This window comes from Rhodococcus sp. WS1, assembly GCF_003797745.1.
GTDB lineage: Bacteria > Actinomycetota > Actinomycetes > Mycobacteriales > Mycobacteriaceae > Rhodococcus_F > Rhodococcus_F erythropolis.
Window position 1 is genome coordinate 2,369,778 of sequence record NZ_RKLZ01000002.1, and the last position, 22,018, is coordinate 2,391,795.

The 22,018-nt window shown below is 62.2% G+C and carries 17 protein-coding genes and 1 tRNA gene; 12 read left to right on the forward strand and 6 right to left on the reverse strand.

Features of this window, described 5'->3' with window-relative positions:
* The first annotated feature begins 94 nt into the window (after positions 1–94).
* Positions 95–1,636 carry an HNH endonuclease signature motif containing protein gene (locus EEB12_RS23900; RefSeq protein WP_084325320.1) on the forward strand — a complete coding sequence of 514 codons (1,542 nt, stop codon included), beginning with the start codon at positions 95–97 and terminating at the stop codon, positions 1,634–1,636.
* 108 nt (positions 1,637–1,744) lie between these two features.
* A complete protein-coding gene (locus tag EEB12_RS23905; RefSeq protein ID WP_141488614.1) occupies positions 1,745–2,950 on the forward strand; it encodes a PQQ-dependent sugar dehydrogenase in 1,206 nt (401 codons plus the stop codon).
* A 3-nt stretch (positions 2,951–2,953) separates the two neighbouring features.
* Here the strand turns inward: EEB12_RS23905 and EEB12_RS23910 are convergent, their stop codons facing one another.
* The 6 genes from EEB12_RS23910 to EEB12_RS23935 form a co-directional block, all read right to left on the reverse strand.
* Positions 2,954–3,841, reverse strand: a complete 888-nt coding sequence (locus EEB12_RS23910) for a cyclase family protein (protein WP_141488615.1) — start codon at positions 3,839–3,841, stop codon at positions 2,954–2,956.
* Positions 3,841–5,421, reverse strand: coding sequence for an SLC13 family permease (locus tag EEB12_RS23915; protein WP_019744656.1), 1,581 nt, complete (start codon positions 5,419–5,421; stop codon positions 3,841–3,843). The genes EEB12_RS23910 and EEB12_RS23915 overlap by 1 nt, the downstream gene beginning before the upstream one ends.
* Before the next feature lie 78 nt (positions 5,422–5,499).
* Positions 5,500–6,156 (reverse strand): hypothetical protein, encoded by a 657-nt coding sequence (locus tag EEB12_RS23920; RefSeq protein WP_024487329.1) that lies wholly within the window; start codon positions 6,154–6,156, stop codon positions 5,500–5,502.
* A 239-nt stretch (positions 6,157–6,395) separates the two neighbouring features.
* Positions 6,396–7,376, reverse strand: a complete 981-nt coding sequence (locus EEB12_RS23925; protein WP_019744654.1) for a ribose-phosphate diphosphokinase — start codon at positions 7,374–7,376, stop codon at positions 6,396–6,398.
* Positions 7,377–7,448: 72 nt separating this feature from the next.
* A complete protein-coding gene (gene glmU, locus EEB12_RS23930; RefSeq protein WP_141488616.1) occupies positions 7,449–8,897 on the reverse strand; it encodes a bifunctional UDP-N-acetylglucosamine diphosphorylase/glucosamine-1-phosphate N-acetyltransferase GlmU in 1,449 nt (482 codons plus the stop codon).
* Positions 8,898–8,987: 90 nt separating this feature from the next.
* Positions 8,988–9,058 (reverse strand) — tRNA-Gln (locus EEB12_RS23935).
* Between the two features lie 154 nt (positions 9,059–9,212).
* Here EEB12_RS23935 and EEB12_RS23940 point away from each other — a divergent pair.
* From EEB12_RS23940 to EEB12_RS23985, 10 genes are all read left to right on the forward strand, one after another.
* Positions 9,213–9,866: a TetR/AcrR family transcriptional regulator gene (locus tag EEB12_RS23940; protein WP_019744652.1), complete on the forward strand. Its 654-nt coding sequence runs from the start codon at positions 9,213–9,215 to the stop codon at positions 9,864–9,866.
* A gap of 189 nt (positions 9,867–10,055) precedes the next feature.
* Complete coding sequence (locus EEB12_RS23945) at positions 10,056–10,697, forward strand: ScbR family autoregulator-binding transcription factor (protein WP_003946317.1); 642 nt, start codon at positions 10,056–10,058, stop codon at positions 10,695–10,697.
* A gap of 286 nt (positions 10,698–10,983) precedes the next feature.
* On the forward strand, positions 10,984–11,430 hold the full coding sequence (locus EEB12_RS23950; protein WP_020970291.1) for a holo-ACP synthase: 447 nt from the start codon (positions 10,984–10,986) through the stop codon (positions 11,428–11,430).
* On the forward strand, positions 11,423–11,665 hold the full coding sequence (locus EEB12_RS23955) for an acyl carrier protein (protein WP_003946296.1): 243 nt from the start codon (positions 11,423–11,425) through the stop codon (positions 11,663–11,665). The genes EEB12_RS23950 and EEB12_RS23955 overlap by 8 nt, the downstream gene beginning before the upstream one ends.
* Entirely contained in the window at positions 11,662–12,852 is a 1,191-nt protein-coding gene (locus tag EEB12_RS23960; protein ID WP_020908563.1) for an acyl-CoA dehydrogenase family protein, read from the forward strand. The genes EEB12_RS23955 and EEB12_RS23960 overlap by 4 nt, the downstream gene beginning before the upstream one ends.
* The gene (locus EEB12_RS23965) at positions 12,849–13,805 is read left to right on the forward strand and encodes an amino acid--[acyl-carrier-protein] ligase (protein ID WP_141488617.1); all 957 of its coding nucleotides are present in this window, start codon (positions 12,849–12,851) and stop codon (positions 13,803–13,805) included. The genes EEB12_RS23960 and EEB12_RS23965 overlap by 4 nt, the downstream gene beginning before the upstream one ends.
* Positions 13,805–14,791 (forward strand): DUF1839 family protein, encoded by a 987-nt coding sequence (locus tag EEB12_RS23970; protein WP_021345086.1) that lies wholly within the window; start codon positions 13,805–13,807, stop codon positions 14,789–14,791. Before EEB12_RS23965 ends, EEB12_RS23970 begins: the two co-directional genes overlap by 1 nt.
* A gap of 2 nt (positions 14,792–14,793) precedes the next feature.
* Positions 14,794–17,379 carry a glycosyl hydrolase 2 galactose-binding domain-containing protein gene (locus EEB12_RS23975; RefSeq protein ID WP_029255887.1) on the forward strand — a complete coding sequence of 862 codons (2,586 nt, stop codon included), beginning with the start codon at positions 14,794–14,796 and terminating at the stop codon, positions 17,377–17,379.
* A gap of 128 nt (positions 17,380–17,507) precedes the next feature.
* On the forward strand, positions 17,508–21,134 hold the full coding sequence (gene mfd / locus EEB12_RS23980) for a transcription-repair coupling factor (protein ID WP_141488618.1): 3,627 nt from the start codon (positions 17,508–17,510) through the stop codon (positions 21,132–21,134).
* Between the two features lie 7 nt (positions 21,135–21,141).
* Entirely contained in the window at positions 21,142–21,978 is an 837-nt protein-coding gene (locus EEB12_RS23985) for a MazG family protein (RefSeq protein ID WP_046378951.1), read from the forward strand.
* Positions 21,979–22,018 lie beyond the last annotated feature (40 nt).

Consider the following 22,018-nt stretch of genomic DNA (forward strand, 5'->3'; position numbering starts at 1 on the left):
GATTGAACGTAGTGACATCGGAGCGCAAAAGGTATCGGTGAATACCCCGGGATTCCGCAAAAACTTGTCGGTGGGCGCCCGTAGAATCGCTCATATGTTCGAATCGAAGACTTCCGCGGGCGCGCTGTTTCGGCAGCATGCGGAAATCGCGCGCGCCCACTTCCTCGAGATCGACGCGGTCACTGCGCTGTACTTGGACCGTTGTGAGGAGGATGCCGCGGTTGGAGTCAATGAGGCTTTTCGGGGTCAATTCGCGCACGTGGAGATCGCGTCGATACTGAGCATTACGGAGTACGCCGCGCAGAAAATGATTGCACTGGGATGTGACCTGCGCTGGCGACTTCCGCGGGTGGCGGCCGCTTTTGCTTGCGGTGACATCGATCTGGCCAAAGCGACGGCACTGTCCGAAGCTCTCGCCAACGTTTCCGAGCACGCGCTCGATGAGATCGAGCGACTCCTCGTGGACGGTGCCTGCCGTGCAACCGGTAACAAGTTGAAGGCGCGCGCACGAGGTCTCATTGCTCGGTACGACCCTGATGGGGTGCGTGCCAGGCGAGTTCGTGCGGAGGCGGATCGGGACGTTCGAACGTGCGCGTCGCACGACGGTATGTCGACTCTGGACGGAATGCTTCCAGCGGTCGGCGCTCAGACTTTGGCCACCAGGCTCCGTGCGATGTCGATGCAGGTGTGTGGTTCCGATCCGAGAACTTTCGGGCAACGTCGTGCCGATGCACTGATCGCATTGGCGGAAGGAAAGACGTCGTTGGATTGTCAGTGCGACGGCGATTGCACCCGTAGGGGTGATACGAAGACCTCCGCGCTCCCGATTGCGACAATTCTTGTGGGTGTCAACGCTTCCACCCTGCTCGGATTCGACGACCTGCCAGGCTATTTGCAGGGGTACGGCCACATCGATGCCGACCTTGCGCGCGCGATCGCCGCGGACGCCACGTGGCAGAGAGTCCTCACCCTTGCACCGTCCGAGGTGCAACATTGTTCGACTGCGGGGGCAGTCGGACCGGTGCTCGGCGTGGGTCGGTCGATGCGCTCACCGGAGATATTGCCCGCTGCGGCAAGGGATAATCGCTCGAGAAGGAACAGTGGTTCGCGGCGCGGTGAATCCACGTACCAGCCGTCCGCGGCGTTGGCGACGATTGTAAGGACGCGAGACGGTACGTGCCGCTTTCCGAATTGTGTTGTGCGTTCTGATAGTTGCGATATCGACCACACGGTGCCGTTCGATCACGGCAACCCCGCTCAGGGAGGGCCTACTGCAGAACGGAACTTGGCCTGTCTGTGTCGAAAACATCACCGACTGAAGACGTTTGGCAGGTGGACAGTGAAGCAAATCGGAGGTGGTCTTCTGGAGTGGAAAGATCCGTCAGGACGACGAACGGTTACCGCGCCCGTAGGCCCATTCTGTGACCCCGAACTGAGAGTGCCCGACGCGGCGAGACTGCATTTGACGGACGACGATGCGCTGGAACGACGTTTCGGACTTCGGGACAGGGGAGTGGAAGCGGATCTCGAATACCTCCTGGACTGGAGTGTGCCCGGTTGGCGGAAGGCACGATCTGCATCAAGACGCAACGCGTCCCCACTGGCGAACGCCTTGCCGGAGTTTGCCGACTTCTGAAGGGGTTTCGTTTCTCCTGTGGCCTGCGGGTATAGCGAGAGGGCCCGAAAAATGGTGTTTGTCTGTTTATAGTGAGGCGCAGAACGGTTTCCGACCCGAGGAGAACGCGTGCGTCATCCGAAGCTCGCCGCATTGACCGTGGCCCTGACTGCAGTACTGGTGATGCCGGTAACGCAGAGCGTGGCTCAACCCTTCCCCTTCGACCCCGGCAGTTTCGGCAACGGCAGTACCGGATCGCTGGGCGGTGACGACCCTGACATCCCCATCGAGAACACCCTCCCGCAGCTTTCGGTCACCACACTCGTCGACGGACTCGATCACCCCTGGGACGTCGTGGCAGCCCCGGACGGCGCGATCCTGACGGGACAACGGTCCGGCGGATTCTTCGTTCGCCGAGGCGACAACACGACAGGTCCAGTCTCTGCTGACCTTTCGGATCTCTACGCTCAGTCCGAAACCGGGCTCATGGGCATCGCGCTTGCCCTTGACTTCGCTCAGTCGCGCACCCTCTACACCTGCCAGGGATTCAGCGCTGGGGGAGTCACGGACGTTCGAGTGATCTCGTGGACCGTCGACGCCGGATGGACCGCCCTCACTCGAACCGGAACCGTATTGCCAGGAATCCCGGTCTCGTCCGGGCGTCACGGGGGTTGCCGAATTCTTGCGGCGCAGGACGGAACGCTGTTCGTCGGGACGGGTGACACCGCGACGCCGAGCGTTCCGCAGGATCCGAATTCGTTGGGCGGCAAGGTCTTGCACATCAACGCCGACGGATCTCCAGCAGCGGGGAATCCGAATGCAGGCAGCCCCGTCTACACGCTCGGGCATCGCAACGTCCAAGGCTTGGCCGTGCAACCTGGAACCGGCCGGGTCTACTCGGTTGAACAGGGCACAAGCGTCGACGACGAAGTCAATCTGCTTACCCCCGGCGGAAATTACGGCTACCGCCCGGATCGGCTTCCCGGAACGTACGACGAATCCGTGCCGATGACCGATCCGGTGCGAGTGCCGGGAGCAATTGCGGCGGTGTGGCGTTCGGGTAGCTCCACGTTGGCTACCGCCAGCGCTGCCTTCACGGGCGGAGCCGCGTGGGGTGCCTGGGACGGTGCGCTCGTAATGGGTGGTCTCAAGAGCAAGGAACTGATCTTCCTCCGCCTCAGTGCCGACGGACGCTCGGTCGACGCGCAGACCTTCGGGTTGGTGAACCAGTTCGGGCGCTTGCGCTCGGTGACTCCGACGCCGGACGGCTCGCTCCTGGTGACCACCGACAACGGAGCAGGCGACAAGGTGCTGCGGGTGACGCCAACGCCCTGATCTTCAATACCAGGCGATGACCCGGCACGGACCACCCGAACCACCCGCATGCGTCGGCGCTCCCACCATCACCGTGGCGCCGACGGCCGGAAGTGCGGACAGGTTCGCGAGGGCTTCGACTGCGTACTTTCCTGAGCCCAAAGCGCTTCGGTGAGCCCCGTGGGTGGTGCTTCGGCCCCCGTCGATGCTGAGGGTGTCCGAACCCACGGCCACTATGTCGCGCTCGCGGACGAGGAAGTCGATCGCTTCGGGGGCGAATCCCGGAGTGTGTTGCACGCCGTGTACATCTCGATTCGTGAAGGCTCCGCCGGCACCGGCCCGGGTATCCCAACCCGAGTTCATCGCCACCAGGCTGCGAGGAGAGATTGTCCCGTGGACGGCTTCCCAATCGAGGATGTCCTGACGGGTGAGCAACGCGTCAGGGTCGACGGCGGCTCGGGCGCTGATATCGACGACCGCGATCGGTACGACGAGGTCGGTGACTGGAATCTTCTCGACAGTGATTCCGTCCGCACTGGCGTGCGCGGGCGCGTCGATGTGCGTACCGGTGTGTTCCTCGAGGCGGAGTTCGTTGAGGTAGAAGTTTCCGCCGAAACCAGCGGACCCGAGCGAGCCCAGAGATCCGCCGGCGTCGGCGATCTTCGCCAGGTTCCTCATCTCGAACGAGCGCGCGCCCGGCCACACCGGGAAATCCGGCGTCAGTACATGGGTCAGATCGACGATGGTCCGACCCGATGGCGCTGCCGACGCAGTGGGCTGCACCGCGCCGGTAACGACGGTCGCACCGAGCGCAGTAGTGCCGAGCGCCGCGAACATAGATCGTCGGCTGACTTTCCGGCCCTCTCGTCCGATCGATTCGTAGACCTCCGACAACACCTTCGGTGAGCACATCAGAAACTCCAGATCACTGGGATCAACACCGTCGCAACTACCAGGAACCACAACAACATCGGGAGTCCGAGCTTCCAGTAGTCGCCGAACTTGTATCCGCCAGGTCCCATCACCATCATGTTCGCGGGAGTGGCGACGGGCGTCAGGAAGGAGGCTGCGGCAGCGACGGTCACCGTCATCAGAAGGGGCAGCACCGAGATATCGAGTTCGCCGGCGACCGAGATGGCGATCGGCGTGATGATCAGCGCGGTCGCGGTGTTGCTGATCAGCTGACCCAGCGTCGCCGTCACGACGAAGAGTCCGGCGACGACGACATACGGGCTTGCACCACCGACGACGTCGACGAAGGCATGAGCGAGTTTCTCGGCTGCGCCGGTCTGCTGGATCGCGGTCGAGAGCGGGATCATTCCGCCGACGAGAATCAACGTGGTCCACGAGATGGACCGATGCGCTTGCTCCACGCTGATCACTCGTAACAAAACCATCGCACACGCCGCGAGGAGTCCGGCTATCGCCGACGGCACCAATCCGAAGGTCAGCAACACGACCATCGCCGCGACGACGACGAGGGCGATGACCGCGCGAGTTCCCAACGGCGCTGCCTGCTTACGGATCTGACCAGGTGCGTCGACCACGAGGACATTCGGATCGACCGCGGTGTGGGTGTCGAGATCGTCCCAGCTGCCTTGCAGGAGGAGCGTGTCACCTGCCGCCAACTTGACGCCCTTCGGGCCGCAGTCCTCACCGGCACGCTGGACCGCGAGGATCACCAGATCGCCACTGTCGGTCACCATGCCGGGAAAAGCCCTGTCGCCGATCATTTCCGAGCGCGGCGGGATTATCACTTCGACCACACCGTCGTGCTTGGTGATCAAGGGCTCTGCGGACGGCGCATCCTTGCCCATCAACTGATACTGCTTCGCGAGGGTCTTGGCGTGCCGACTCAGGTCAGGCGACATCGACGTCCCCGCACGATGGGGGAGGACGTGAGGACCGAGAAGTACGGCGATCGCGATCGTTCCCAATACGAGCGGCGCACCGACCAAGGTGAAACTGAAGAACCCGAAAGCACCGGCCCCGGATTCCTCGGCGGCTTCGGAAACGATGATGTTGACCGGTGTTCCGGTCAAGGTGAGCATCGAACCGGCATGGGCGGCAAATGCCAACGGCAGAAGCAGTTGTGACGTCGACTTACCGAGACGCACTGCCAAGACGACCACCATCGGCACCAACGCGGCTACGGCTCCGTTGACGCTGATCAATGCGGTCAACGCGGCAACCAGCAACATGATCGCACTCAAGAGACGGACTCGGGATTCACCGACTTTTGCCAGCAATTTCTCGCCCGCCCACGTGGTGACACCGGTGGCGTCGAGGGCTTCGCTGACGACGAAGAGCGCGGCGATGAACACCACCGTGGGATCGCCGAATCCGGCAAGCGCCTGCTCCATCGTGATGACACCGGTGGCGTAGAGCGCCAGGGCAGTGCCGATCGCGATGATGCCGACCGGGATTCGGCCGATCACGAACAGCGCCACGACCAGTGCAAGCACGACAAAGGTGATGGTGATGTCATTCACGATTCGTAAAGGTACCTGCTCATACAGAACGGCCCCGTCTCGCAAGGGAGACGGGGCCGTGGGACGGACGCGAAGGAATTAGTTGGAGGCGGCGATGCGAGCCTTCTCGAGAGCGGCCAGCGTGCGAAGAACCGTGGCCTTCTGCTTGTTGAGATCGCTCAGTCGCGCGCGCGCCGGCAACCCTTGTGCGAGTTCGGCGACCTTGATCTGCTCGTCGATCGAACCGAGCTGATCGAGAAGCCCTAGGACGCGAGCCTGGAGCGTGTCGATGTCCACGGTGTCCGTCTTGACCGGAGCGGCAACGCGCGTCGCTGTGCCCGTGCTGGCGGGGCGGGAAGCCCGTGCGGGTGACGTGTCGGCGACAACCGTTGCGGCACGGGGCCGAATTGCCTTGCGAACGGCGGCCGCATCGGGAAGGACGTCCATGCGGATCTCGTTCAGAACTCGGCGAGCCTCGCGAGCGTTGACGCGGTACTCGCGTTCTTCGTCGTCGTCGGACTGCAGCGTGCCGCCGAGCGGGCGCAGACCGTACATACCGAGGAAGCGCTTCGCGTCGTCGATGATGCCTTCGTTTTCACGACATTTTCCACAGCGGGGTTCGTTGCGGAACATGTCCACGGAGTTGTCGTCTCCGCACCAGACACAAGATCCTGGGCGCCACCGCCGGATCGTCGGAACTGATGAATTCAGGGAATGAGATTCGGGCCGGGATTCCAGGGTTTGCGCGTCGATCACGACGAGCCACACTAGGCGAAGATTGCGGCGCGGTGAACACCGCCCCAACATCGACCTGGGTTTCTGGTCGTGGGCGTGATCAAGATCATGCTGAATGCCGTATTCGGTGGTATTCGTGTGTCCCACAGGTGGTTTCATGATGACCGGGTGGTCTGTTTCTGTGGTGTTCACGAAGACGACGACGGGCGCGTACCAGTGACCGTGAAGTCACAGGTACGCGCCCGTAGAGCAGCGTGAGACTAGGCGCTGCCGTTGAACAGTGAAGTCACAGAACCGTTCTCGAAAACTTCCTTGATGGTGCGAGCCAGCAGCGGTGCGATGGACAGCACCGTCAGCGTCGGGAACTTCTTCGACTCGTCGATCGGAAGTGTATTGGTGACAACAACTTCCTTTGCGCCACACGTCGACAGGCGCTCGGCAGCAGGGTCGGAGAGGACGCCGTGGGTTGCAGCGATGACGACGTCACCCGCTCCGGCCTCCTTGAGTACCTTGACCGCGCCGGCGATGGTTCCGCCGGTGTCGATCATGTCGTCGATCAGGATGCAGGTGCGACCCTCGACATCACCGACCACGCGGTTGGACTTGACCTGGTTGGGTACCAAGGGATCGCGCGTCTTGTGAATGAACGCCAGCGGCGCTCCGCCGAGCGAGTCGGCCCATTTCTCGGCGACGCGAACGCGGCCCGAGTCGGGGGAGACCACCGTGATGTTCTCGAGGTTGTAGCCCGCGCGAATATGGTTGGCCAACTGGCTGTGTGCGTGCATGTGATCGACGGGGCCGTCGAAAAAGCCCTGGATCTGATCGGTATGAAGGTCGACCGTGATGATGCGATCGGCGCCGGCAGTCTTGAGCAGGTCAGCGATCAGGCGAGCGGAGATCGGCTCGCGTCCGCGGTGCTTCTTGTCCTGGCGGGCGTACGGGTAGAACGGAAGAACGGCGGTGATGCGCTTTGCCGATCCACGCTTGAGAGCGTCGATCATGATGAGCTGCTCCATCACCCACGTGTTCAGCGGTGCCGGATGACTCTGCAGGACGAACGCGTCGGAGCCGCGAACCGACTCTTCGAATCGAACGAAGATCTCACCGTTCGCGAAGTCACGCGCGGTCTGCGGGGTGACGCGGATGTCGAGTTCCTTCGCCACCTGCTCCGCCAACTCGGGATGAGCGCGACCCGAGAACAACATCAGGTTCTTCTGGTTGTCGATCCAATTCGCAGTCACTGGTTCATGCCATCCTTTTGTACTTGCCGGTCGATCTGGTGGTGATCTGTGCTGTCAGGTAATGCAGGGCTGTCAGGTTGTTGCAGGGCTGTCAGGTTGTGCAGCTGCTGCAGCATCGGCCGCGGGCGTGCCGGGACGATTCTTCTGAACCCAGCCCTCGATGTTGCGCTGCAAACCACCCGAGACGGCAAGCGCCCCTGGCGGTACGTCGTTTCGCAGAACGGTTCCGGCCCCGGTGTATGCGCCGTCACCAACGGTGAGCGGGGCGACGAACATCGTGTCGGAGCCGGTTCGCACATGCGACCCCACCACAGTACGGCTCTTGTTCACGCCGTCGTAATTGACGAAGACGCTCGAAGCCCCGATGTTGCTGTGATGGCCGATGGTGGCGTCGCCGACGTAGGTAAGATGCGGAATCTTCGAATGCTCGCCGATGTCCGCGTTCTTCGTTTCCACGTATGCGCCGATCTTCCCGTGGTCACCGAGACGTGTAGCCGGCCGCAGGTAGGCGAAAGGACCGACGGTCGCGTCGGCTCCGATCACGGAGTCGGTCCCGTGGGAGCGGACGACTTGCGCGCGCTCCCCGACGCTCACGTTGTCCAAGGAGGTGTCGGGGCCGATCACGGCGTCCTCGCCCACCGACGTTGTGCCGGTCAACTGAACTCCGGGCAGGAGCGTCACGTCCTGTGCGATGTGCACGCCGCAATCGATCCACGTGCTCGCCGGATCGACGACGGTGACGCCGGCACGCATCCACGTCTCGAGGATCCGACGGTTCATCTCGCGGGCGAGCGTCGAGAGCTGCACGCGGTCGTTGGCGCCCGCGACGAGAACCGAATCCGCGATGTGCTGCGCGCGAACACGCTTGCCCGCGCGACGGGCGATCATGATCACATCAGTGAGATAGAACTCGTGCTGTGCGTTGTTGGAGTCGAGAGACGCCAGCGCATCGCGCAGAGTCTCGAAGTCGAAGGCGTAGACACCTGAATTGACCTCGGTGATCGAGCGCTGCGAATCGGTGGCTTCCTTCTCTTCGACAATGGCGTTGACTTCGCCGTCCGTCGTACGAAGGATCCGTCCGTAGCCGGTGGGGTCGAGGGCAGTCGACGTCAACACCGTGACCGCGGCCGCGGGAGCGGCAGTGTGCTGAGCGAGGAGGTCTGCGATGGTCTTGCCGTCGAGCAGCGGCACGTCGGCGGCGGTCACGAGTACGGTTCCGGCGAAGTCGGCCGGCAGACCCTCGAGTCCGCAACTGACGGCGTGCCCGGTGCCCTTCTGCTCGTCCTGAACGGCGACGGTGACGGGCCGGCCCAGTTCACTCGCGACTGCGTTGACTGCTTCGGTGACACGCTCACGATCGTGACCGACGACGGTCACCAGGTGCGTGGGGTTCAGTGAGGTTGCCGCGTGAAGCGAATGTGCCAGCATGCTGCGTCCGGCGAGAGTGTGGAGGACCTTGGGAGTCTTCGACTTCATTCGTGTACCGGCACCCGCTGCGAGAACGATCACGGCGGTCTGCACTGGTTTGAGCTCCCTCTGTCGATCAAACTGTCGATCAAGCTGTCGATCAAGACACGCATTTCCGCTCGGGAAATGCATGTTGTTCACCAGCTCCGCCGCCAGGACTCGAACCTGAACTATCTGAACCAAAATCAGAGGTGCTGCCATTACACCACGGCGGATTGCCACGCATTGCCGAGCCTTGCGGCCGAACGCGCGCAAGAATAATCGCATGCCGACCCGCCGTAGGTCGAACCGCTCCTCTGATTGGGTCCCCGAAGTCCCGATAGGCTGAGCGTCCACAGCAGTAATTTGTGTGTCGGCGAGAGGAAGACAATGGCGGCGGTGTCCGGTTCGGGTGGCGGGGATCCAGTTCCCGAACGAGTGACACGGATCCGGATGACCGGTACCCAACGTCGGCAACAACTGATCGAGATCGGGCGGGCATTGTTCGCCGAACGGGGATACGAAGCGACGTCGATCGAGGAGATCGCCCAGCGAGCAAACGTGTCCAAGCCGGTCGTGTACGAGCACTTCGGCGGCAAGGAGGGGCTGTACGCCGTAGTAGTGGACCGGGAGATGTCGCGACTCCTCGAGATGATCACGTCTTCGCTCTCGCAAAATCGCTCGAGAGTTCGAGTCGAGCGGGTTGCGTTGGCTTTGCTCACCTACGTGGAAGAGCACACTGACGGATTTCGGATACTCGTGCGCGATTCGTCCGTTGTTGCGCCCAGTGGGACGTATTCGAGCTTGCTCAACGATGCGATCAGTCAGGTGGGCTACCTGCTTGCGGGGGACTTCTCCAGACGCGGTTTCGACCCCGGACTAGCAACGATGTACGCACAGGCGCTTGTCGGCATGGTGTCCACTACGGCCACTTGGTGGCTCGACGAACGGACTCCGTCGAAGGAAGTTGTCGCCGCTCATCTCGTGAATTTGTGTTGGAATGGGCTGACGAATCTGGAAGCCGACCCACAATTGGAGGGTTAACCAGGCGCGCCTGCCGCGCAGAGATGGATCGCGGTCTAAGCTGTGTTCGCTGTATCACGATCGTTTGATGGGCAAATGTCTCATTTGTTTGCAGGGTGGGTTGAATGCCGAACCGTGCCTTCCATTTTGACGCTGTGAACGGGTAAGACCAAGGATTCGTTCGATGTGTGGTGATTGGAGGCCGGATCGATGGTGAGGCAAGAGCGGGCAGAAGCCACCCGTGATTCGGTGCTGCGCGGAGCAGCGGGTGTGTTCTTGCGCCTGGGCTATGCCAATGCCAGCTTGAGCGAGATCATCGCCGAGTCGCAGGTGACCAAAGGCGCGCTGTACTTCCATTTCGGGTCCAAGGAAGAACTCGCGCGGGCGGTGATCGACGAGGGTTCGGCGCGTTTCGACGCAAAATGTGAGCTCTGGTTGGACCGTCGCACTCCCGCACTCGAGTCGCTGATCGGTATTTCGTCCGTCATCGTCGACATCGGTGCGCATGACGCCATGGTTAGAGCGACGTTCCGCTTGTTGGTCGAGATCGGGGACTATCGGGGCTCCGGTCCGGCGACTCTGGACGTGTGGCTCGACATTTACCGTGAACTTGCCAGCCGTGCGGCAGACGAAGGTGATCTGCGTTCGGACGCGGATTCTGCTGACATTGCTCGTTTCCTGTTGGAAGTGGCGTCCGGAGTTCGGCTGATGGCAGCCGCCACCGGGACCGTTCGTGAGCTTTCGGACTCCATGAAGGCATCGTGGAACCTGATACTTCCGATCGTGGTCCCGGAATCGAAAGTGGAGTACTTCAGGCAATTCGCTGCCCGCCGCCTTGCCAGCGATCACTGAAATCACTGACTCTCCGCACTGCTCCTTTGGTCAGTTTGCTGCAAATGTCCTGGTAGCGACATTGTTCTTTTTGTTCTGCATTCGAAACAAACTAAGAGTATGTTTATAGTGTTGATGGGAATCTGGAAGTCTGATCTTGCCCATCATCTTCGGATTGCGGTATGTTCTACCGGTAGCTGAAGAATTGCTGAGAATGAAGGTTTGTCAGTGCAGGGTGACGGCGTCGGCGCACCGGGCAGCATAGGGGGCTGCCCGGCGTGTACGACCCCAGATGGGGAGTCAACAGATGGGTGACACTGCGCCGACGCCGATGCTCGATATCGGCCCGCGGATCGGCTGTGACGTAGTGAACGTCGTGGATGTCACTCGAAGTATCGAACTCTTCGGGCGGAGGTATCTCGATCGGACCTTCACCCCGCACGAATTGCAGACGTGCGCCGGGCCGGCACGGGATCAACGATTGGCCGCACGTTTCGCCGCCAAAGAGGCTGTTGTGAAGGTGCTCAGGCCGGGTGACGTTCCCGTCCCGTGGAATTCCATCGAAATCACTCGGGCCGAGTGGGGTGGTTGTGGGGTGACGCTGTCCGGCAATGCCGCGGAACTCGCGCGGGCCCAGGATTTGCACGATTTTCAAGTATCTATCTCGCACGAAGCGGACGTGGCCATCGCAATGGTGATCGCAACACGCTCGGGCGCTCGCATCGAAAAGAAGGACGACATCGCTGATGATTGATCAGGCAATTCGGAAAGTGCTCGTCGAGCACGGTCGGCTGGCAGTCGACGTGAGCACGATCGATGGAGAGGCCGATCTTTACGAGTTGGGTTTGACGTCGCACGCGAGCGTGAATGTCATGTTGGCGCTGGAGGATTCGTTCGACATCGAGTTCCCTGACGAGTTGTTGCGGAAGAGTACTTTCGCAAGCGTCAAGGCGATCGAGGGTGCGTTGACGGAGTTGGGTGCTGCATGAACGCTCCGCAATCGCAGTGCGCCACCGGGACGGCCCTCGAGCGGGCCACACGGTTGGCCGACGAAGTTGCAGCGGTGTGGGCCGACGAAGTCGATGCCGAGGCAAGGTTTCCGCGTGAAGCTGTCGACGCCATGCGAAGCGAACGGCTGCTGTCGGTAGCTGTGCCGAGGGAACTAGGCGGCGAAGGACTCTCGCTGCAGGAAGTGTCGCAGATCGCCCGTGTGATCGGAACACGCTGTGCAGCAAGCGGAATGATTTTCGCGATGCATCAGACGCAAATCTACTCGTTGGTCAAGCACGGCAACACCGAAGCGCTACGCGGGTTTGTCGAAGAAACGGTCGACAAGCAACTGCTGTTGGCATCGGCAACCACTGAGCTGGGAATCGGTGGTGACGTCAGCCGGAGTTACTGCGCGGTCGAAGACTTGGGCGGTCACCTGCTGTTGATCAAGAACGCACCTGTCATTTCGTACGGCGAACACTCCGACGCGATAGTCGTGACGGCTCGGCGAACCCCGGAGAGTCAGCCGAACGATCAGGTTCTCGTTGTGTGTCGTACCCCAGACCTGACGCTCGAACGCACCACCGAGTGGAACACGCTGGGACTCAGGGGAACTTGCAGTCTTGGTTACATCCTTCGGGCCACCTCGACGCCCGAGATGGTCGCCGACGTACCGTATTCCGATATCTCCACCCATACGATGCTTCCGGTCTCGCACGTCGTCTGGAGCTCGGTGTGGTTGGGAATTGCCGACGCTGCAGTCGAGAAGGCACGCAAGTACGTGCGTGCCGCCGCCCGCAAGCAGCCCGGAGTCACTTCCCCCGGAGCGCTGCGGCTCGCCGAAGTTGCTGCTTCGGCACAACAATTCGCCGATCTTGTCGACGCCTCTGCACGCAGGTACGACCGCGCAGTTCACGCTGCGGAAGGCGCCGCCGATTTCGAGGCGACGGGAGCGGTGGGCTTTTCGCTCGCGATGAACAACCTGAAAGTCACAGCCTCCACCGCGGTGGTGGAAATCGTGGGGCAGACAATGCTGATCTGTGGCATCTCGGGATATCGCGAGGACACCGAATTTTCACTCGGTCGGCACCTTCGTGACGCGCACGGCGCAGCGGTGATGGTGAACAACGATCGAATCATGGCAGGTTCAGCGCACATGGCTATCGGATACCGGGGAACGCTATGACGACGGAGAATGTGACAACCGAGACTGTGACAGGCGAGACCGATCTGGATCGGGCTCGGGCTGCATTTCAACGCGAACTGCTCGTCGAAGGACTACTCGTCGAGACAGAGGTACCGGGACTCTACGGGCGTTCCGGCGTGTTCGAGGACATCGTCGACGGTATCGACCGAGTGGTGGTTGCAGCGGGGCCAGGCGACGCCGCGACTCGGCTGCGGTTCCCGCCGGTGTTCCCGCGTAGCAGTTTCGAGCGCACCGACTACATCGCTTCGTTTCCCAACCTCACCGGCGCCATCCACACCTTCGCTGGTTCCAATCGCGATCACGCGCGACTGCTGGCCGATCGCGCCGACGGGCAATCGTGGGATCGCCACCTCGAGCCGACCGAGACCATGCTCGTGTCGGCAGCGTGCCATCCTGCCTATGCGCGATACACCGGAGTTCTCCCCGAAGGCGGGGTGCTGCTGGACATCTACGGGTTTTGCTTCCGGCACGAACCGGCGATCGATCCGGCTCGCATGCAAGCGTTTCGGATGCACGAGTTCGTGACGATCGGTGACGCCGCGGCAGCGCGAGCGCATCGCGAGCACTGGATCGAGCGGGGGCTCGAGGTGCTCGGCCGGCTCGAACTCGACGCCACCCCGGTGATTGCCAATGATCCTTTCTTCGGACGCGCCGGAAAGATGCTTGCAGCCAACCAGCGTGAAGAGAATCTCAAGACGGAACTGACGGTTCGGCTCTACGGAGATCTCGACGAGGGCACGGCGATCGTGTCCTCGAACAACCATCTCGACCATTTCGGTGTCAACTTCGACATCCGAACGGCGGAGGGGGAGGTGGCGCACAGCTCGTGCGTCGGCTTCGGGATGGAGCGAATCGCGTTGTCCTTGTTGCGGACTCATGGTCTTGATGTGGCTGCGTGGCCAACCTCCGTACGCGAACGAATGGGCATCTGATGTCCCGGCTCATCGACATTTCACCTGATCGCTACCAACCCCATTCGTTGCACCAGGACGACCGGGTGTGGGCGCAGACCAACTGCTATACGGATCTGTGGATCGAAGTGTTGCATTCGCTGGGATTGGACCCCGTCCCGGCATTGGCATGTGCCTTCTCATCGCGGTTCGACGGGACTCAGTGGACGTTCCTCAAGCTCAAGGCCGAGGACATCTACGCGCTGTACGGAATCGAAGTCGCCGAGATGAACGTCTGGCGGGCACCGCTGATCCATGTCGAGGACAACCTCGCGGTTGGAATGCTGTCGACGGTTGAAGTCGACGGATACTGGCTTCCCGACACTCTCGGAACGAGTTATCACGAGGGGCACACCAAGACCACGATCGTGCCCAATCGGATCGATCGCGTTGCCGGCGAGCTCGAGTACTTCCACAACAGTGGGTACTACGTGCTGCGAGGCGACGATTTCTCCGGCGTCTTCGATCTCGATCGTTCCTCACTTCCTTCGTTCGTGCCCTACGTCGAACAGATCAGGTTGAATCCGGTTCACGCGACCAACGCCGGAAACATCGCCGAAGTGGCTCGGCGGAACGTAGCGGTTCGAGCGGCGGGTAATCCCGTGCGAGAGCTGGGACGCCGGGTGATCGACGACCTCGAATGGGTGCAGGGGGCGGGTATGGATGCCTTTCACCTCTGGTCCTTCGGGCTACTTCGTCAGTGCGGTGCCAGCGCGGAGCTGGCAGCCGACGCCAGCGAGTTTTTGGACACTGCAGGTTTCTCCGGGACAGGCGAAGCTGCGCCAGATTTCCGAAAAGTGGCGTCCGGGGCCAAGAGCGTGCAGTTTCAGATGGCGCGTGCCTCCAGGGGCCGCGCGGTGGACCCGCGTGAGCAACTCGACGAGATGGCCGTGTCGTGGAAGAGGGCGATGGAAGTCGTTGCCGACACAGTCGGCGTCGACTCGCATCGACACTTGAGGTTGGTCTAACAGTGCCTCGTTCGTCAGCAGACCTGCTGGCCGGCGCGATATGGCGATGCGCTGCAACCGAACCCGGATCCATATCTGATCCGGGTGCCCTCGAAACCGTGACCGAGTGGGCCGCAGCGTCTGTGCCTGGGACAGTCGTTGGTGCGATACAGGCGGCGCAAACGGACGCCGGACGCACGAAGTCCGTTGCATCGTCGTCGGTTTCATCATCGTCTGTTGCATCATCGGACTGGTGGTTCGTGACTACCGTGGCCACGACCGGTGAGGGGTCGTGGCTGCTCCAGTTCGACGGTGTGACGGCGTTTGCCGATGTCTGGATCGGCGGCGTCCATGTCGCGTCCACTGAATCCATGTTCACGCCTGGGGAAGTGAGCATTCCGGCCGTAGTCGGCGCTGGTAAACGCGTCCAGGTCGCTATTCATTTTCATTCTCTGTCCGCGATTCTGAGATCGAGGCGTCCTCGAGGACGTTGGCGCTCGTCGATGGTCCGTGAACAGGGTCTTCGGTGGATCCGAACCACGATGCTCGGTATGGCTCCCGTATTCAGTGGCGTTCCGGTACCGGTGGGACCGTGGCGGGGTATCCGGTTGTTGGACAAGGGAGTTGCCGCCGTAGTCTCGGCTGTCAAGCACGCGAGTGTTGACGGCACAACCGGTCACGTTGCCGTCAGCGCTCGGCTCACCGGATTGCCGGCCTCGCTGGAGTACGTGACCGTGCGCGTCGGCGAACACTCGCGACAATTGGCTGTAATTGCCGGACCGGACGGATTCCTCGAGGTGTCCGGCGTCGTCGAAGTGCCGGACGCGCAGTTGTGGTGGCCGCACACTCATGGCGCTCCTCGCACGTATCCGGTGACGATAGAAACGATCGGAGTCTCCGAGCATCTCGGTTCAGTGGGCTTCCGGACGGTGGAGGCCGACAGATCCGATGGTGGATTCCGTTTGAATGTCAACGGCATCCGGGTGTACTGCCGTGGTTCGGTGTGGGTGCCGACCGACCCGATCTCGCTTCAAGACGACGCCGGCACCACTCGTGTCTTGGAACGCCTGGCTGAGGCGGGCCTGAACATGATTCGAATCCCGGGGACGATGGTCTACGAGAGCGACCACTTCTGGGAGGAATGCGCGCGACTGGGCATTCTCGTGTGGCAGGACATGATGTTGGCGACGCTTGATCCGCCCGACACCGACGAATTCTTCGAACTCGTTGCAGCAGAGGTCACCGCGTTCTTGCACAGAGTGCGTGGAAATCCCGCTTTGGCAGTCTTCTGCGGCGGCAGCGAGACCGAACAGCAGCCGACCATGCTGGGCTTGGTCGATCAACACATCCCGCTCATTCATTCGAGACTGCCGGAGCTGATCTCGGCGGTGGCACCTGAACTCGAATACGTGACGTCGTCGCCCTCGGCGCCTCGCGGGGGAGAGCAATTGGCAACGCATGTCGGAAGCGGGGTCGCCCACTACTTCGGGGTGGGTGCCTATCGTCGTCCACTGGCCGACGTGCTCAGCGCGCGAGTACGTTTTGCGACCGAATCATTGGCATTTTCGATTCCACCGTCGAATGCCGTGATCGAGAACGAATTCGGTTCGCTCGCCGTCGCAGGGCACCACCCGGCATGGAAAGCCGCGGTGCCGCGGGACAACGGATCGTCGTGGGATTTCGAGGATGTTCGGGATCACTACGTCCACGCGCTTTTCGGCGAAGACGCTCGTGAAGTCCGGTGGTCCGACCCGGAACGCTATCTCGACCTGGGGCGAGCAGCCGTATGTGAGGCGTTCGCCTCGACGCTCGGCTACTGGCGTCGCCCGGATTCTCGGTGCGACGGCGCCTTGACACTCGCACTGCGAGACCTGGAGCCCGGACCGGGATGGGGGGTCCTCGATTGGAGCGGCAGCCCCAAGGCTCCGTGGTTCGTGCTCCGTAGGAGCGCCAAACCGATCGCGCTCCTCGTCACGGACGACGGTATGGACGGATTGAGGCTCGACGCGATCAACGAGACTGCCGAACCTGTCGTCGGCGAGATCAGGTTTCGAGCGCACAGTCGGTCAGGTGTCGTCCCAGTCGACGTCGCGCTACCGGTCAAGGTGAAATCGCACTCGAGTCTGACCTGGTCCGTGGACAGCCTTGTCGGCCGTTTCACCGACCTCACTCACGTCTTTCAGTTCGGGGCGCGGACATACGACGCCGTCACCGTCACACTCGAAGACGAAGACGGAGAGATGGTGGACGAAGTGGTGCACCTCCTGGGGAGCCCGGCACGGCCCCTCGAGCGGTCGGTCGGACTTGTCGCCACGGCGCGCAACGTCGGCGACGAAGAGTGGGTAGTCGACGTCACGACGGATGCTTCCGCCCAATACGTTGCCCTCGAACTGCAGGGCTTCGAGCCCGAAGACTCCTGGTTCCACCTCGCGCCGAACGGTCGCAGGACTGTACGTCTACGGAGAACCAGCCAGGCAACGAAGGTAATCGGCCGGGTTCGGGCGCTCAACTCTCACACCAGCGTGGCCGTGGCACCGCCGAGCGCCCCGGCCACCCGATCTTCACCGGCCAAGCGGACGACGAAGAAGCCGAGCGTTACGGGAAACTGAACGGATCGGACTGCGCTGCGAGATCGCGCACCGATAGAATCGAACCGGCGCACAACTCTGCCTCGGTGGAGATCTTGCGCTCGGGCTGTGCGTCCGCAACCCGTCATCACTGTTCAGGAGCGCGTTCGTTGACTTCCTTGTCCTCTGCCCAGACTGCGCTCGCTGGACTCGCCGAGGTCGCCCTCGCAGACGCCGCGTTCACTCCAGTGATCGACTCGATCGGTGCGCCTGCCCTGGACATCGTGGCGCCGAAGCCGGCTCGACCATTCATCGCCGCTGCACTTGCCGCGCGCACTCCGGTGCTGCTGGTGACGGCCACCGGTCGCGAAGCCGACGATCTGACGTCAGAACTCACCGAGATGCTCGGTGGAGGCGTCGCGCAGTTCCCGTCGTGGGAAACATTGCCGCACGAGCGACTGTCGCCGAGCGCGGACACCGTCGGGCGACGGGTGGAGGTACTGCGCCGACTCGCCAGACCAGACGACGCCTCGTACGGCTCGCCTCTCCGGGTGATCGTGACCACGGTGCGCTCTCTCGTTCAGCCGATGGCGCCGGGTCTTGGCGAGATCGAGCCGATCACGTTGCGCGTCGGCACCGAGATCGATTTCGATTCTGTTCTGGTTCGCCTGGTGGAGATGGCGTACAGCCGTGTCGACATGGTGGGAAAGCGTGGTGAGTTCGCGGTCCGCGGCGGCATTCTCGACCTGTTCTCGCCGACGGCGGATCATCCGGTACGTATCGAATTCTGGGGTGACGAGGTATCGGAGCTTCGGTACTTCTCTGTCGCCGATCAGCGTTCGCTACCGGACGTCGACGTCGATTCCGTGATCGCGCCGCCGTGTCGTGAGCTGATTCTGACAGCTGATGTTCGCGATCGAGCTGCGGCACTCGCTGCTGAGAATCAGGCTGACGCGTCGTTGGTCGAGATGCTGGACAAGATCTCGGCAGGCATCCCCGTCGAGGGGATGGAAGCTCTGCTCCCGGTTCTCAAACCCGGTGAACTGCAACTACTTTCCGATGTCCTTCCGGTAGGGGCGCACATCCTTCTGTGCGATCCGGAGAAGGTGCGCACCCGCGCCACCGATCTGGTGCGCACCGGCCAGGAATTCTTGGAAGCGTCGTGGACGGCGGCGTCGATCGGCGGCGCTGCACCGCTCGACACGTCGATCCTCAACGGCGGGGGAGTCGATCTCGGTGCCTCCGCATACCGGTCGCTTCGTCATGTTCGCGAATCTGCCGAAGCTGCCGGCCGTCCGTGGTGGACGGTCAGCCCGCTGGCTTCGGGAAATGGTGAAGAACTGGAAATCCCGGTTCAGGCGGCACCGCAGGTACGTGGTTCCGACGACCTCTTGGCCGAGCTGTTCGTCAGCCTCCGGGCACACGTGAGCACGGGCGGTCGCGCGGCGATCGTGGTGGCAGGCGCCGGCACAGCAAGCCGAGTCGTCGAGCGACTCGGTGAAGCCGAAGTACCCGCCAAGATGCTCGAAGGCGGAGCGACCCCTGCCCGCGGACAGGTCGCGGTGCTCCGCGGGTCTCTGCACGACGGACTGGTACTCGCCGGCGACGACTCGACGCCGGGGATGGTGATCGTCACCGAGTCCGATCTGACGGGCAACCGCGTTGCTGCGGTCGGCGACGGAAAGCGCTTGCCGGCCAAGCGCCGCAATCAGGTCGATCCCCTCGCGCTGTCTGCAGGGGACATGGTCGTGCACGATCAGCACGGTATCGGCCGGTTCGTCGAGATGGTCGAACGCACCATCGGCGGGGCGCGTCGTGAATACCTGGTCATCGAGTACGCGCCGAGCAAGCGTGGTCACCCGGGTGATCGTCTGTTCGTCCCGATGGAATCGCTCGATCAACTCTCCCGGTACGTCGGTGGAGAGTTGCCTGCGCTGAGCAAGCTCGGTGGATCCGACTGGGCGAACACCAAGCGTAAGGCCCGCAAGGCGGTTCGTGAGATCGCGGGTGAGTTGGTTCAGCTCTACGCTGCGCGTCAGGCGGCCCCGGGGCATGCGTTCGGCCCGGACACGCCGTGGCAGAAGGAACTCGAAGACGCATTCGCCTTCACCGAGACCATCGACCAGTTGACCGTCATCAGTGAGGTCAAGGCCGACATGGAGAAGCCGGTTCCGATGGACCGGGTGGTGATCGGTGACGTCGGGTACGGCAAGACGGAGATCGCCGTTCGTGCCGCGTTCAAGGCAGTCCAGGACGGCAAGCAGGTGGCGGTACTGGTCCCGACGACTCTGCTTGCACAGCAACATCTTCAGACATTCACCGAACGAATGGCGTCGTTCCCGGTGAAGGTGCGAGGGCTGTCCCGTTTCACCGACGCCAAGGACTCGAAGGAAATCATCGCCGGCATGGCCGAAGGCGAGATCGACATCGTCGTCGGTACTCACCGGTTGCTGCAGACCGGTATTCGCTGGAAGGACCTCGGGCTTGTGATCGTCGACGAGGAACAGCGATTCGGAGTCGAGCACAAGGAACACATCAAGGCACTACGCACCCACGTCGACGTCTTGACGATGTCGGCTACCCCGATTCCTCGTACTCTCGAGATGAGCATGGCCGGGATCCGCGAGATGTCCACGATCCTCACACCGCCGGAAGAACGTCATCCGATCCTCACTTACGTCGGCGCGTATGCGGACAAGCAGGTTGCCGCGGCCATCCGGCGTGAACTTCTGCGCGACGGTCAGGTCTTCTACGTACACAACCGTGTCAGCTCGATCGACAAGGCGGCCAAGAAGATCCGTGAACTCGTCCCGGAGGCTCGCGTCGTCGTCGCGCACGGTCAGATGAACGAGGACACTCTCGAAAAGACCGTGCAGGGCTTCTGGGAACGCGACTTCGACGTGTTGGTCTGTACCACGATCATCGAAACCGGTCTGGACATCTCGAACGCGAACACACTGATCGTCGAACGTGCGGACTCGCTTGGCCTCTCGCAGTTGCATCAGCTTCGCGGACGCGTCGGGCGTAGTCGTGAACGTGGATACGCATACTTCTTGTACCCGGCCGAAAAGCCTTTGACGGAAACGGCATACGATCGGCTGGCAACGATTTCGCAGAATTCGGACCTCGGCGCTGGTATGGCAGTCGCGATGAAGGACCTCGAAATCCGTGGAGCCGGAAACGTTCTGGGCGCAGAGCAGTCCGGCCACGTCGCGGGTGTCGGGTTCGATCTGTATGTCAGGCTGGTCGGTGAGGCGGTCGAAGCCTTCCGGGCTGCAGCCGACGGCAAACCGATCACCGTGGACGAGGGCACGAAGGAAGTCCGGATCGACCTACCGGTGGACGCGCACATCCCGCCCGACTACGTCACCAGTGACAGGCTCAGGTTGGAGGGGTACCGCAAGCTCGCTGCGGCAACTGATTCCGACGGCATCGCTGCCGTAGTCGAAGAACTGGTCGATCGCTACGGCCCACTGCCCGAAGAGGTTCGACGGCTGATCTCGGTGGCCAAGCTTCGACTGCTCTGCCGCGAGTACCAACTGGAGGAAGTCGCCGTCACCGGAACTCAGCTCAAGATCTCGCCGATGTCACTGCCCGATTCCAAACAGATCAGGCTCAAGAGGATCTATCCGAGCGCGCAGTACCGGGCAACGACCGGGCTCGTGCAACTCCCGCTGCCTCGCACCGGCGGAGTCGGCTCGGATCGCCTGCGGGACGTCGAACTACTTCAATACATCGCGGACTTCATCTTGGCGATAGACGGGCGCGCCGCCGGTGCCGTCCTGGTCGAGGCGTGAGCACTCGGTGAACGAATCGCCCGTCGTCGTACTGCTCGATCCTCTGCGGCCGCATGTCTTTCCGCTGGAGGCGCTCCCGTTCCTGTCCGGCGCGATCGATATCGACCCGGACGTTCCCGACTCGGTACGCGGCGCATTGCCTGCCACGACACCCGGCGCCGCGGTGACTGTGATGATGGACACCGCCGAGCCGAAGATCGAGGCGTTGTCTGCCGCTGGGGTAAAGATGATTCGCGCCGAACCCATTCACGGCGATCGATTGGTGGAAGCGGCGTCGATCATGGACCGGTTGTGGAATCGCGGCGGTTGGGAGTCGACCCAGACGCACGAGAGCCTCTCGGTTTACCTCGTCGAGGAGACCTATGAGGTACTCGACGCGATTCGAAGCGACGACGAGAGCGATCTCCGTGAGGAACTCGGCGATCTGTTGCTCCAGGTGTTGTTCCACTCGCGGATCGCTCAATCTCACGGCGTTTTCGAATTGGACGACGTGGCCGGCGCACTGATCGCGAAACTCGTGCATCGCAGCCCGCACCTGGTCAGTTCCGGGGTGGTCGACATCGCTGAGCAGGAGCGGGCGTGGGACGCTTTGAAGGCTGCCGAGAAGGCGCGCGCGTCGTCCATGGACGGCATCGCTCGGTCGCAGCCGCCGTTGCTCCTCGCCGAAAAAGTACTGAGCAGGGCCGCCAAAGCCGGTGTGATCGAAAGCGCCGACGAAGCTGATCTGGAAGCTTTGATCGAACAGTGCCGACGCGCCGACACTGCACTCCTGGGCGCCCTGGACATGCTGATCGCCGACATTCGGATTCGTGAGGGAAGACGTCTCGAAAATGTGGAGGATTAGCCCACTTTGACGTAATTGCCCGGTAATCATCTGGCAACCG